Origin of the sequence: Rothia sp. HMSC061C12, from assembly GCF_001815755.1 — a bacterium.
Taxonomy (GTDB): domain Bacteria; phylum Actinomycetota; class Actinomycetes; order Actinomycetales; family Micrococcaceae; genus Rothia; species Rothia mucilaginosa.
The window spans coordinates 807-14,477 of the sequence record NZ_KV821861.1 but is presented as its reverse complement, the minus strand read 5'-3'; the positions used below and the strand labels follow the sequence as shown (position 1 = coordinate 14,477).

The 13,671-nt window shown below is 58.1% G+C and carries 9 protein-coding genes and 2 pseudogenes; 6 read left to right on the top strand and 5 right to left on the bottom strand.

Annotated elements, in window-relative coordinates:
- Window positions 1-425 (bottom strand): annotated as a pseudogene (locus HMPREF3055_RS04145) (transposase); the annotation flags it as partial.
- A gap of 150 nt (window positions 426-575) precedes the next feature.
- Between HMPREF3055_RS04145 and HMPREF3055_RS04140 the strand changes: the two are divergent.
- The 3 genes from HMPREF3055_RS04140 (at window position 576) to erm (ending at window position 2,823) form a co-directional block, all read left to right on the top strand.
- On the top strand, window positions 576-1,754 hold the full coding sequence (locus HMPREF3055_RS04140; RefSeq protein ID WP_005323424.1) for an IS256-like element IS1249 family transposase: 1,179 nt from the start codon (window positions 576-578) through the stop codon (window positions 1,752-1,754).
- 49 nt (window positions 1,755-1,803) lie between these two features.
- Window positions 1,804-1,869 carry an erythromycin resistance leader peptide gene (locus HMPREF3055_RS09535; protein WP_071569110.1) on the top strand — a complete coding sequence of 22 codons (66 nt, stop codon included), beginning with the start codon at window positions 1,804-1,806 and terminating at the stop codon, window positions 1,867-1,869.
- A gap of 99 nt (window positions 1,870-1,968) precedes the next feature.
- Window positions 1,969-2,823, top strand: coding sequence for a 23S ribosomal RNA methyltransferase Erm (gene erm, locus HMPREF3055_RS04135; protein WP_049353249.1), 855 nt, complete (start codon window positions 1,969-1,971; stop codon window positions 2,821-2,823).
- A gap of 255 nt (window positions 2,824-3,078) precedes the next feature.
- Here the strand turns inward: erm and HMPREF3055_RS04130 are convergent, their stop codons facing one another.
- The gene (locus HMPREF3055_RS04130; protein WP_049353248.1) at window positions 3,079-4,389 is read right to left on the bottom strand and encodes an ISL3 family transposase; all 1,311 of its coding nucleotides are present in this window, start codon (window positions 4,387-4,389) and stop codon (window positions 3,079-3,081) included.
- A 449-nt stretch (window positions 4,390-4,838) separates the two neighbouring features.
- On the opposite strand from HMPREF3055_RS04130, the gene tet(W) reads away from it, so the two are divergent.
- Entirely contained in the window at window positions 4,839-6,761 is a 1,923-nt protein-coding gene (gene tet(W), locus HMPREF3055_RS04125) for a tetracycline resistance ribosomal protection protein Tet(W) (protein ID WP_070738148.1), read from the top strand.
- Between the two features lie 220 nt (window positions 6,762-6,981).
- Here the strand turns inward: tet(W) and HMPREF3055_RS04120 are convergent, their stop codons facing one another.
- Window positions 6,982-8,274, bottom strand: coding sequence for an IS30 family transposase (locus HMPREF3055_RS04120; RefSeq protein ID WP_005987407.1), 1,293 nt, complete (start codon window positions 8,272-8,274; stop codon window positions 6,982-6,984).
- A gap of 146 nt (window positions 8,275-8,420) precedes the next feature.
- Between HMPREF3055_RS04120 and HMPREF3055_RS04115 the strand changes: the two genes are divergently transcribed.
- On the top strand, window positions 8,421-8,708 hold the full coding sequence (locus HMPREF3055_RS04115; RefSeq protein WP_204371245.1) for a Rossmann-fold NAD(P)-binding domain-containing protein: 288 nt from the start codon (window positions 8,421-8,423) through the stop codon (window positions 8,706-8,708).
- 908 nt (window positions 8,709-9,616) lie between these two features.
- Here HMPREF3055_RS04115 and abc-f read toward each other — a convergent pair.
- Together abc-f and HMPREF3055_RS04105 are read right to left on the bottom strand one after the other, a co-directional pair.
- Window positions 9,617-11,086, bottom strand: a complete 1,470-nt coding sequence (gene abc-f, locus HMPREF3055_RS04110; protein WP_005987409.1) for a ribosomal protection-like ABC-F family protein — start codon at window positions 11,084-11,086, stop codon at window positions 9,617-9,619.
- A 261-nt stretch (window positions 11,087-11,347) separates the two neighbouring features.
- Window positions 11,348-12,634: an MFS transporter gene (locus HMPREF3055_RS04105; protein WP_005987410.1), complete on the bottom strand. Its 1,287-nt coding sequence runs from the start codon at window positions 12,632-12,634 to the stop codon at window positions 11,348-11,350.
- 844 nt (window positions 12,635-13,478) lie between these two features.
- Here HMPREF3055_RS04105 and HMPREF3055_RS09335 point away from each other — a divergent pair.
- Window positions 13,479-13,671: pseudogene (locus tag HMPREF3055_RS09335) on the top strand (hypothetical protein); the annotation flags it as partial.

Genomic DNA, 13,671 nt, shown 5'->3' with positions numbered 1-13,671 from the left:
ACTTCGCGGTGTCCGTCATTGTTGACTCCGGTGGCAACCAGAACCGCGCACGAGACGACGCGTCCTCCTTCGCGCACCTTCATGGTCAGTGCGTCAGCGGCGACGAAGGTGAAAGGCCCGGCATCGTGGAGGGGCCGGTTGCGGAACTGATCCACGTGCTCGTCCAGGTCGGCTGCCATACGTGAGACCTGGGACTTGGACAGTCCTGTGATCCCCAGGGTTTTGACGAGCTTGTCCATACGGCGCGCGGATACTCCTGCTAGGTAGCAGTCAGCGACCACTGTGATCAAGGCGCTTTCGGAGCGTTTGCGGCGTTGAAGCAACCACTCTGGAAAGTAGGTACCTGAGCGCAGCTTGGGGATCGCCACGTCAATGGTGCCGACCCTGGTGTCCAAGGGCCGGTGGCGATACCCAGGGTTAAGGGTCAAAATGTGTGTCCGGAATCGCGGATTTTCACGGATTGACCTGTAGGTTTCCGGAAAGTATATGCTCCGGAAGCATATATCTAGCCCCCGACGGGAAATCCTCGGTGTGGCAGCCGTGATGTGCTATGCGCGGCGTGGTGTGGTGTCGCAATGTCGAAGAACCAACCACGCTGCCACTGCGGCGGTGAAATGAAACGCAACGGCACCACCAGCAAAGGCACCACCAGATGGCGCTGCAAACAATGCGGCGCCTCCAGCGTCAAACGTCGAAACGACATCACCAACGCGGCAGTGTTCACCCAGTTCATCGAGCATTGCACCACCGCAATATCACTCGACGACCTAGCCAAACGAAACGGTGTTAGCCGCGCCACCATGAAGCGGCGCTTCAAGTGGTGCTGGCTCGTTGATGTGCCTGACCCCACCGCCGGCCACCACAAGCGGATCTACGACCAGGTATTTCTCGATGGCACCTACACCGCCGGTGGCTGCCTGATCGTCGCGGCGACCATCGACCACGTGATCGCCTGGCACTGGTGCAAACACGAAACCACCCGCGACTACCAACTGCTGCTTGAACGCATCGAAGCCCCACTCATCGCCGTCATCGACGGCGGCCAAGGCGCATACAGCGCAATCAAAAAGTGCTGGCCGACTACGAAAATTCAACGCTGCCTCGTCCACGCCCAACGCGTGGTCCGCCGCTACACCACCACCAACCCACGCACCGATGCCGGGCGCACCATCTACCGACTTGCGCTGAAACTGACCCGGATCACCACACTGGATGAAGCCGCCGCGTGGGGTGTGCAACTGCACGAGTTTTCAACGATCTACCGGGAATGGATGAACGAGAAAACCATGATCAAAGACCCCAAAACAGGTGCATGGACCCGCGTGTGGACCCACCACAACGTGCGCAAGGCCTACAACAGCCTCAACCATCTTTGGCGGTCCGAGATGCTGTTTGTCTACCTCAACCCGCCAGCAGGAGTCCTTGCGCCCGAGCGGATCAAATCCACCACCAACAGCTTAGAAGGCGGCATCAACGCCCAGCTCAAACTGCTCGCCAGAACCCACCGCGGCAGATCAGGCGAACGACAACGCCGCATGCTGGATTGGTGGCTCTACTTAAAAACGGAACTGCCTGACGATCCAGTACGAATCGCCAGGCAGTCCGACTGGGGCCAGGGCCAACTCGCCAAAGTATCCACCCTGACCCAAACCGAGAACCAAGCCGACCACGAAACAGGACGCCCAGCCCTCTACGACAACGCTATCGACACCGACTACACCCACTCAATCGGCATTCAAAAAGGCCAAATCTAACCCCCGCGACACGCCGAGCCAGACACACATTTTGACCCTTAACCCTTTAATGGATATAATTAGACCCATGTTGATTTCAGGTACCGCTTTCTTGCGGTTGCGCACCAACCGCTAAGGCGGTTTCCTACCCCGTAGGTTAAAAACCGCTCCGGTCCTTTAGCCGGGCGGCTATTTGTCATGCCCGGCTCCCTTTCAAATCCAAGGAGCACACCTGATGTCTGCATACGGACACGGCCGTCACGAGCATGGCCAAAATTTTCTCACCAACCACAAGATCATCAACTCCATCATCGACCTTGTGAAACAAACCTCCGGCCCCATCATTGAGATCGGACCAGGAAGCGGTGCCCTCACTCACCCGATGGCCCACTTGGGGAGGGCGATAACGGCAGTTGAAGTGGACGCAAAACTAGCTGCCAAAATCACACAAGAAACCTCCTCGGCGGCGGTCGAAGTGGTCCATGATGATTTCCTTAACTTCCGGTTACCCGCCACTCCCTGCGTCATTGTGGGAAACATTCCCTTTCACCTCACCACTGCCATTCTTCGAAAGTTGCTGCATGCGCCAGCATGGACTGACGCTGTACTCCTCATGCAGTGGGAAGTCGCTCGCCGCCGGGCCGGGGTAGGCGCAAGCACGATGATGACGGCTCAGTGGTCCCCATGGTTCACGTTTCACCTGGGTTCTCGGGTACCAAGGCCTGCTTTCCGGCCACAGCCAAACGTTGACGGGGGGATCTTAGTGATCCGCCGGGTGGGTGACCCGAAGATTCCGATAGAGCAGCGCAAAGCCTTTCAGGCGATGGTGCACACCGTTTTCACTGCCCGGGGACGCGGGATAGGGGAAATTCTCCGAAGGGCAGGGTTGTTTTCATCACGTTCAGAGACACAATCATGGTTGCGCTCGCGAGGAATCGACCCCGCAACCCTACCTCCCAGATTGCACACCAGCGACTGGATCGATCTCTTCCAGGTGACTGGTTCCTCTTCACCGCGCCATCGGCCCATTTCACCATCGGGAAGTAGTCAACGACCTCCTCAACGGAAAAATCGAGGCCGGCGGCGTTAATCCCCACCAAAACCGAAATCCACCAGTAGTACTAAAAGGGCTCTTCCGGTTTTAGAGTGCATTGATTAGTTCGCCGGGGGTTCGGGCGTGGCACAAGATATTGGGGTCCTTGGCTTTGTAGGAAAAAGGTATCTAATCCATCCGTACAAAACTAAGGACCTACTGTGCAGCCTAACGGAAATGTCATCGTCGATACCATCTGCCGCACCGCAAAACTAGGAACTACTATCACCGGTGCCACAGAAAACGGGCTCTTCATAATTGGGGGTGTAGTTGGGGTCTGAATCCGCCGGTTTCGAGGAGGCAGCGGGTGATGTAGTGGGTGAGGTTACGGAACCCGAGGGCGGAGCCGCGTAGGTGTTCGAGGCGTCCGTTGATGGCTTCGGTAGGGCCATTGGAGGTGTGGGGGTGGTCGAAGTAAGCCAGGATGTCCCCGGCTCGGCGTTTGAGTGTCCTGCCCAGCGTGATGAGCTCGGTCAGACCCCTCGGTACACGCGTGGAGGTCAGGGTGTTGATTTCGGCTTCCATCAGGGCCTTACCCGCGTCCGTGTCGGGCGCGCGGTAGGCGTCGATGATGTTCTGGTAGGCGCTCCAAGTGACCTCGAGCGCGACGTGCTCCTCACCGGAAAACAGGTTGAGTAGTTGGTGCTGCTGGCGTGGCGTGAGCAGGCATGAGCGGGTGTGTAACATCCTGCGGGCCTTGTACAGGGGGTCGGTGGCACGCCCGCGCCGGTGGTGGAGTTCTTGCTGAATGCGTCTGCGACACTCATCCAAGGCGTTGCCAGCCAGGTGCACGACGTGGAAGGGGTCCATGACCGCCCTCGCGCCGGGGAGTTCTTCAGTGGCTGCGCTTTTGAACCCGGTGAATCCATCCATCGCGACGATCTCGATGCGGCTTCGCCACGTGTCGGGGCGGGAGGCCAGCCAGGTTTTGAAGACCTGCTTGGAGCGACCCGGGACCATGTCCAAGAGTCGGGAGGGGCCGCTGCGTTCTCGGATGGGTGTCAAGTCCAAGATAACGGTGACGTATTTGTCTCCGTAGGGGGTGTGGCGCCACACGTGTTCATCCACCCCGATGACACGCACGCCATCGAACCGAGTTGGATCATTGATCAGTAGACGCTGGCCTTCACCCAGGACAGCGGTGTTGGCGGTATTCCAGGACACACCGAGGGCCTGGGAGATACGCGCCACCGTCAAATGATGAACGACCAGCCCAGTGAGCGCCCAGCGCACCGCCGCACGCGAGAGCTTGGCGCGCGGATCGGCCGCTTGGCTCATATCTTGACGCCACACATGGGCGCACTCCTGGCACCGGTAGCGGCGCACGCTCACGTGCAAGATCGTGGGGCGCCACCCGTAAGGCTCGTGCGCCAAGCGCCTGATCACCGTGTCACGCGACTCGCCCTGGCATCCGCAGCGTCGACACCACCGGTCCTCACCAGCAATCCGGCAAGCCAACACTGCATGGTCTGGCCACATGCGCTGGCCCGTCACTTCCAGGCCCAGGTCATCCAGGCGCGTGAACGCGCTCAGGTCAGGGCGATCAAAGATAGTATTGGCCATGTCGAGGTCTTTCAGATGGACGGTGTAGCAATCTCCATCATCGGAAGACCTCGACCCCTACCCGGCCACGACACGCCCAACCCCGCCCACAACACCTACACCCTCAAATGCGAAGAGCCCTTTTAGGTACTTGCTTTCCTAAAACTGATGTGATACAATGATTTAATCCAGAAAAGGAGTAAAAAATATGCGGCAAGGTATTCTTAAATAAAACTATAATCAAATAGTGGGAACAAAGGATTATGATAGCTCCTTTTGTAGGGGCTTAGTTTTTTGTACCCAATTTAAGAATACTTTTGCCTTATCAATTTTGACATATCCCCAAAAACAGCAATCACAAACAGGTGTATGCTGTATATGTGTATGTCCGCAACTTATAATCCCCAGCGGTAAAAGTATTAGCCGCTGGGGATTTTTGCGCCCATTCGGGCCTTGTATGGAGGATAGACATGAACATTATCAATATCGGGATTCTTGCCCATGTAGACGCTGGAAAGACGACCTTGACGGAGAGTCTGCTATATGCCAGTGGAGCCATTTCAGAACCGGGGAGCGTCGAAAAAGGGACAACGAGGACGGACACCTTGTTTTTGGAGCGGCAGCGTGGGATTACCATTCAAGCGGCAGTCACTTCCTTCCAGTGGCACAGATGTAAAGTTAACATTGTGGATACGCCCGGCCACATGGATTTTTTGGCGGAGGTGTACCGCTCTTTGGCTGTTTTAGATGGGGCCATCTTGGTGATCTCCGCTAAAGATGGCGTGCAGGCCCAGACCCGTATTCTGTTCCATGCCCTGCGGAAAATGAACATTCCCACCGTTATCTTTATCAACAAGATCGACCAGGCTGGCGTTGATTTGCAGAGCGTGGTTCAGTCTGTTCGGGATAAGCTCTCCGCCGATATTATCATCAAGCAGACGGTGTCGCTGTCCCCGGAAATAGTCCTGGAGGAAAATACCGACATAGAAGCATGGGATGCGGTCATCGAAAATAACGATGCATTATTGGAAAAGTATATCGCAGGAGAACCAATCAGCCAGGAAAAACTTGCGCGGGAGGAACAGCGGCGGGTTCAAGAAGTCTCCCTGTTTCCGGTCTATCATGGCAGCGCCAAAAAGGGCCTTGGCATTCAACCGTTGATGGATGCGGTGACAGGACTGTTCCAACCGATTGGGGAACAGGGGAGCGCCACCCTATGCGGCAGCGTTTTCAAGGTTGAGTACACCGATTGCGGCCAGCGGCGTGTCTATCTGCGGCTATACAGCGGAACGCTGCGCCTGCGGGATACGGTGGCCCTGGCCGGGAGAGAAAAGCTGAAAATCACAGAGATGCGTATTCCATCCAAAGGGGAAATTGTTCGGACAGACACCGCTTATCAGGGTGAAATTGTTATCCTTCCCAGCGACAGCGTGAGGTTAAACGATGTATTAGGGGACCCAACCCGGCTCCCTCGTAAAAGGTGGCGTGAGGACCCCCTCCCCATGCTGCGGACGTCGATTGCGCCGAAAACGGCAGCGCAAAGAGAACGGCTGCTGGACGCTCTTACGCAACTTGCGGATACTGACCCGCTTTTGCGCTGCGAGGTGGATTCCATCACCCATGAGATCATTCTTTCTTTTTTGGGCCGGGTGCAGTTGGAGGTTGTTTCCGCTTTGCTGTCGGAAAAATACAAGCTTGAAACAGTGGTAAAGGAACCCCCCGTCATTTATATGGAGCGGCCGCTCAAAGCAGCCAGCCACACCATCCATATCGAGGTGCCGCCCAACCCGTTTTGGGCATCCATCGGACTGTCTGTTACACCACTCCCGCTTGGCTCCGGTGTACAATACGAGAGCCGGGTTTCGCTGGGATACTTGAACCAGAGTTTTCAAAACGCTGTCAGGGATGGTATCCGTTACGGGCTGGAGCAGGGCTTGTTCGGCTGGAACGTAACGGACTGTAAGATTTGCTTTGAATACGGGCTTTATTACAGTCCGGTCAGCACGCCGGCGGACTTCCGCTCATTGGCCCCGATTGTATTGGAACAGGCATTGAAGGAATCAGGGACGCAACTGCTGGAACCTTATCTCTCCTTCACCCTCTATGCGCCCCGGGAATATCTTTCCAGGGCTTATCATGATGCACCGAAATACTGTGCCACCATCGAAACGGTCCAGGTAAAAAAGGATGAAGTTGTCTTTACTGGCGAGATTCCCGCCCGCTGTATACAGGCATACCGTACTGATCTGGCCTTTTACACCAACGGGCAGAGCGTATGCCTTACAGAACTGAAAGGGTATCAGGCCGCTGTCGGCAAGCCAGTCATCCAGCCCCGCCGTCCAAACAGCCGCCTGGACAAGGTGCGCCATATGTTCAGTAAGATCACTGGTTGATTTCCGATCCCAACCGAACACATTGAGCTGACGGCACGCTCCCGCAGTTAACCGAACGCCCCCGAGGTCCTATCCGGGCCCCGGGGGCGGCATTTTCCCAGTTGAAGGAATGGTGGAGATGTGTTTCGATGGGTCCGGTGGCCATGCTCCGCCCGCCGCCCGGCACCTCTTCCCAGACTCAGCCGGACGGTCGGTCCGTCTATTCCGTTTTTCTCCTAGGCTAGGCCAGCGGGGCATCGCCCCTCTCTGCGCGCGCCCTCTCGATGAGCCCCGGCGTCAGGTCGAGATCGCCGAGCGGCACGTCCTCCACGCCGTAGGCGTCCAGCAGCGCCGCCGCGTCCTCCCCGAGCATCGCCCTGAAGGCGCGCGCGGGCGTCGCGAAGCCGAGCGCGCCGCGGGGCTCGGAGTTCACGTGCGACATGGCCAGCGCCAGGTCGGCCGGGGCGAGCCGGTCGAACCTGATTCCGGCGCCCTTGGGCAGCAGCTTCCTGATCTCGACGTGGTTGCGCTCGCAGGCGCCCTTCTGGTCGCTGCGCCTGGGGTCGCAGTAGAACAGCCTCGTCTCGCCCGGCCCCTCGCCGAGCAGCGCCGCGATCGCCGCCTCGTCGGAGAACTCGGCGCCGTTGTCGGTGAGGACGGCGCGGAACACGCGGCGCGTCCCGTCGGCGCCGAGGATGGCCCGGACGCCCTCCAGGGCGTCCGCGACGCACCCGGCGGTCTTCTCCTCCAGCGGCAGCGCGAGCTGGAGCCTGCTGGGGCGGTGCAGCAGCGTGAGCAGGCAGGCGGAGTCCTCCCGGGCCCCCTCGACGGTGTCCATCTCCCAGGCCGCGGCGCACGCGTCCTCCCCGAGGGCGAGGAACGCGGCATGCGACCTGCGGGCGGAGTGGCGGGTCGCCGCCCGGCCCGCGGCGCGCTTCCTCGGCCTGTAGCCGACCTTGCGCCTGAGCTCCATGTTGGTCATGCCGTCGTAGCCCGCCGAGACCCAGCGGTAGATGGTCGACGGCGACAGGTCCACCGGGCCGCCGTTGCGCGCCGCCATCTGCTCGGGCGACAGCCCCCGGCGCAGGCAGTCCCTTATCGCCTCCAGCCTGGCCGCCGCGGCGGGCTCGTCGGCGTCTATCCCGCGCCTGGACGAGACGAGGACCGAGTCGGCGCACAGCTGCGCGGCCCGGGCCTCGTAGAAGACGTGGGGGCGGCGCTTGCAGCCGATCGCGCGGTACCGGCCGCACCCGTTGCAGCAGCGCGGCCACGCCGCCAGGCGCGGGCAGGCCGCCGACAGGTCGGCGGAGGCGTCCACGCGCTCGCCGCGCCTGGCCTTCGGCGCCGTCACGAACCTGTGCGACGCCACCTCGGCGCTCACCGTCGAGGGCGACCTGCCCAGCTCCCTCGCGATCTCCCTGCACGACGCCCTGCGCTCCAGCATCCTCTGGACCGTGTCCCGCTCGTGCCTCGTGAGCCTTCCGTAGGCCCTCGGGACCGCCCTTGCGGAGCCGCTCTTCTTCTTTCCGGACATGCCGTCCTCCGATCTCCCGGGGCCGGCCGATCCGGCCCTCAGGGTATCGGGTTCCCACATTCATCCGCACATGTGCGGATGAATGTGGGAGGTGTTCGGATAAAGTTGATAATCAAGGTGAAGTCTCCAGCTCCAGCTACATGGATGTGTTCTATCCGAAGTACCAGGTGACCTGGGATATGATGAACGTTGCCGGTCCGAACAGCATGTTCATGCACTGCCTGCCCGCCAACCGTGGCGAGGAAGTCGTCGACGAGGTCATGGACGATCCCGAGCGCTCCCTGTGCTGGGTCGAGGCCGAGAACCGCAAGCACTCCATTCGCGCCATCCTGGCCACTCTGTGCCCCCAGAGCGAGCCCGACGAGCAGAAGGCTGCGGCATACCGCGCCACCATCAATGAGCGCATGGCCGCTCTCGGTAAGCACGGTCTGTAAGACGTACCAGGTCGGGCGAGCTACGGCTCGCCCGCCTTCGCAGGAGATGGGCGACCTCATGGCCATCGGCGAGGAGAACTGCAAGGTCTCCGACGACAACCGAGTGCATCAAGGGCGCCGACTTCATCTACACCGACGTGTGGTATGGCCTGTACGATGCTTTCTGATGGGCGGCAGCAGATGCTTGTCTCTTGCTGCCCATCATCTGCGCCACTGCGCGTAGGCACTGGCGCCCTGTCTGAAGTTAAACAGACCTTTCGAGTGTGCACGAAGTGATTGCGCCAACAACGAAGCCCCAACCTGCTCGCTAACTCATGGGCAAGCCACCTGAGACTACTCATTTCCCCTACTAGCAATGAAGGCCTGCAACCTGCAGTTTTGCAAACTGCTTGAAAGGCGCCTGCGTTGATTCACTTCCTATTGCAGCTGGCGGCTCGCACACGAAAAGGCACTTGAGTTTCAAAGCGGGCGTTTTCGTCGATATCGAGCCTCCAAAGGCGGCTCTCCGTGCCCCTTGGGACAAAAATAAAAACTCAATACTCTGAGTTTGAAAATGGTTTTTGAAGTTGTCCCAGCTTTTGTCCCCGAAGCCGATGAAACACGACATAGTGTTACTTGGCGGCACTCGGTTTGAGACGGCATCGAAAACTGAGGACAACTGGAATGTCGGGACAGTAAAACTGAAGCCATCGAGTGGGAGTAGGCCGATAGGGTTCTGACCTGCGATTTTGAGTGCCGCACTGTGCCGCTGAGTTTCGTTTCGTACGAGAGTCATGACAAAGCCACCAGCGACGGAGATGAGTAAAAGCGATTAAAGAGCCTCCGTTCCCTGCGTTGGGACGGAGGCTCTTTCTTTGCCGTTTTACTCCCTTGTCTCCGTTCGGGGATTATTTCTTGCTCATTTAGGGCTATTCGCGCTGAAAGATTTTGACTAGCTTGGTGTCCTTTATTTCGTAGACAATGTCTGCGACGTTCTCGACCAGCCTCTTATCGTGGGAGACGAACACTATCGTTCCGGCATAGGCGCTCATCATCTGCTCGAGGGCTTCGGCGCTCTTGATGTCCAGGTAATTTCCAGGCTCGTCCATGAGCAAGATGTTGTATCTGCCCAGCAGCATCTTCGCGAGTAGCAGCTTGATGACTTCGCCTCCCGAGAGAACGCCAACGTCCTTTGTCAGGTCGCGCGGTCCGATTCCCATAGAGGCGAGGATGCCTCGAATTTCGGTCATGCTGTACTCGCAACCATCCTGCATGAACGAGATCGCAGACTGACGGGCGTCGAACTTGTAGCCTGTTTGCTCGAAGTAACCGATCTCTGCCTTGGGAGAGATGTTGATACCGTCGGCGCGTCGAGCGATTGCCTTCAGCAGGCTGGTCTTTCCTGTACCGTTGCCACCGGTGATGGCCACTTTGGCACCGAGCGGTATCTCGAATTTCGCGTGGTCATAGAGCATGCAGTTGCCGAAGCTCAAGCTGAAATCGTCTGCCGAGATGGGAAATTTACTATGCAGTTCCAGGGCCTTGCTCTGGCGGAACCGCACGGCGCGAATGCTATCTGGGGCCTCAATCCCTTCGAGCGCTTCGAGGCGCTTCTCCATGTCCTTAGCCGCCTGGTACATCCTCTTCTGTTTGGTGCCGGTTGCTTTCTGATGCCCCAATCGACCTGCATACTCGTTGCTTTTTTTCGCAGCCTTCCGCTTGGCGTCGACCTGCCGTGCTTTTTTCCGTTGTTTTTCGATGGCGGCTTCGAGGCGATCGCGCTCGCGCATCGCCTCTTCGTATCGAGTCGCCTGAGCTTTGCGCTCTTCTTCTTTCTGTCGCAGATAGTCGGAGTAGTCACCCCAGAATTCGGAAATACCGCCGTCTTTGAGCTCCCAGATCTTGTCTACCACCTGGTCGAGAAAATGACGGTCATGGCTCACGATGAGCAGAGCCCCATCAAATGCCTTGAGTTGTCCGACGAGAAGGCGGATGCCGTCTTGGTCGAGGTGGCTCGTAGGCTCGTCGGCGAAGATCGCGCTTGCATGCTGGGAGAGTGCAGAGGCAATCTTGGCGCGTGTTTCCTCCCCGCCGCTCATCGTCTCCTGCGCCACTCCGGCGACGTTGAGACGGGAGAGCATCTCACCACTGTCCTGAGCCGCATCAAGGTCGAGTTCATCGAGTTGGCCGATGAGGGCAATGCTGCCGAAGCGCCTGACGTCGGCGTCCGCAATGGTAAGATTGCCGCTCAGAATTTTAAGCAGGCTGGTTTTGCCTGCGCCATTGTCTCCCACCAAGCCGATGCGATCGTAGGAGTAGATTTCCAACTCTTCGATATCTAGGATATCGCGGCCGGCATATTCCAAAAAGATGTCTTTAGCTTTGACTATGAGTTCCATAGGTTGAACCGCCTTTTGTGTATTAGCGTTTTACTGGAAGCGCAGCCATGCCAAAAAAGATTGCTCACGTCGATTTTTCGCCTTTGCCCAATTGCCGGCGCGAGCGTTTTGACCTTGCGCAAGCCGGCAAATCCGAAAATGATAGTTGGCGACGAATAAGGAGCGCGATGCGGAATGTCGGTGCAATACCTCGTCGTCGCAAGGGCTTGAAGGCTGACGCTTGAACCGATGGCTGCTGCCTCTTTTTTTCGAATACTTGGGCTATTGAATCTGCCCGGTATCTCTTTTCCCCGCGTTTCGGACGCTCGGAGCAAGCAGCATAGCCATCGCAAGCAGTACCATGGTCGCTCCAGAGCCGACGAACCATAACGGAGCTCCAAGCAGATCCGCAAAAACGGAGGGGGCTGCGAGGCCCATGGGCATGGCCCACGCCATGATGGTTCCGTAGAGGCCGAAAACGCGGCCTAGGTACTCAGGAGGTATCTGCTCCTGCATAAGGGCAGTCTGGGTTCCCGCGTACAACGGGGAGCATGCGCCCATAAGAAAGCTCACCGGCAGGAAAGCAGCGAACAATGACGGGCCGAGCGATCCGGATACGATTGCGGCAATGCCGAAGCCGGCAATCGCGGCGACCATGGTGAACGACCTATTGCGGAACCCTCCCGTGGCCGCCAAAATGCCGGACCCAGCCAGCATGCCTGCAGAAAAAAGGATTTCCACCAAAGCGGCATCCCCCGTGCTACCGCCAAAATGCCCCAAGGTCATTATTGGGAACAATGCCGCGAGCGGAGAGAACGCGAAAGCGAAGACGAACCCGCACCAAAGAAGGGCGAACAGCCCCCTGTACTCCCTAATCAGCTTGTAGCCGTCCGAAATCTCAGAGAAGAGCTCTCGAACCTTATTGGAAAAGGACAAGCTGCGGTCGGCTTCATCGAGGCCCCCTGCGTCTATCTGTGCGGCGAGGACGGCTAAAGAAGCGAAAAGCGCTCCCAGCACGTCGAGGACAATCATAGCGGTAATGCCCGCCACGGGATAAATCACTGCTGCAAGCGCGGCGCCAAGAATGTATCCGCCGGACTGAATCGCCTGAGTCACCCCCGATAGGCGAACGAGATGCTCTGGCGGGGCGAGATGGGGCGTGAGAGATTGGGAGGCTGGCGTGTAGAACGAAGTACCAACTGCACGGAGAAACAGGGCGATGAGAATTAGCCATGCAGGTAAGCTGCCGGCCAACGAGGCAATCGCCAAGGCGGCACCCACCGCGGCAATGAAGAGGTCGGCGCCGATGAGGACACGTTTCAAAGGCAGTCTGTCGACAACGGCGCCCGCAAGGATTCCGAACAAAGCAATCGGCAGAAAGCCTGCCAGCGATGCTAAGGAGAGGAGAGAAGACGACCCTGTCGTGAGGGCGAGATGCCAAATAAGACCCATTTGGAGAATCGAACTCGTCAATGTCGAAACGAGCTCCCCGCCCCATACGAAACAAAGCTTGAATTGCCATGAATGGCACAGCAGAACAGACCTGCCCCGAGAGGTTTCAAATATCATGGTTATGTCCAATCGTGAAATGGCGTGCAGAAAAACAGCGCGACGCCACAACAGCGCCGCTTTCTAGGCGCTCATCCACGTGCGGAAAAGACCAACCACGACACCCCTCCTTTGTTAATTCGGTCTGGCAAACCATGTAATATGTAATATTAACGAGGCTTGAGTTTGCCTGTCAAGAATCGAGCATCGGTAAGGGCAATCCTCTCTGGCCATTCGATTCCTTTTGTATCTTTGGTTGCATAGGTGACCCGCCAGGGCTATTACGCGTGGAAGAGGCGCCTGCCGAGCTGGCCGATGAGGCGCTGAAGATGGCCCTGGTCAGGCGAAACGATCCCAAGGGATGCGTACATCATTCGGATAGTAAGAATGTTGCCAGCAGGTTTTGCGGCAACCGCAAAGGAGCCGTATCCTGCAGCTGGAATCACGTTGCAGCATCCTGACCCGCATTCCGATTGGCGGACGGCCCGCTTCGGCATCCTGACCAGCACAGCGATCGAGCCTTGTCATTCCTTGGATATGCCGGTTGCTCGGGGCGGTCCCGACGGAGGCCCTCGCCTCCCCGGTCCGTGACCCAAGAAGGGCAAGCATGCTGATCTGCATGGCTGGTTCCTCCTTTATGTAGACGACCATGCAAAGAAGGGACAACCGAGGAGGCAGGTTACTGATGCGGGCTCCCGCACGCCCATGACTACCCGACGGGCTGTTTTTCATCTCCGATGCCCGCATTGCAGCATGAACGAATGTGCCTCGACATCTCTGCTGGCATGGTACGACTGGGATCGCACCTCGACGCATCCTTGCGCATACTGCCTTCCAAGTTTCGAAACCGGGAAGGAAAGTGTATGTGAGCGACGATATCGGCGCCGATTCGACGCTCGAGAGGGAGATTGCGCCGATTCTATCCATCGGGGATGCATTCCCGAAGATTCTCATCACTCGCACGAGGCATGAGCCCCATACCCGGGAGGGCGTGCTCGTGCTGAATTTCGCGAGGTGGCTGCTTGGCGGGTCAAGTCCTGTGGAGTGGTGTAATCGTT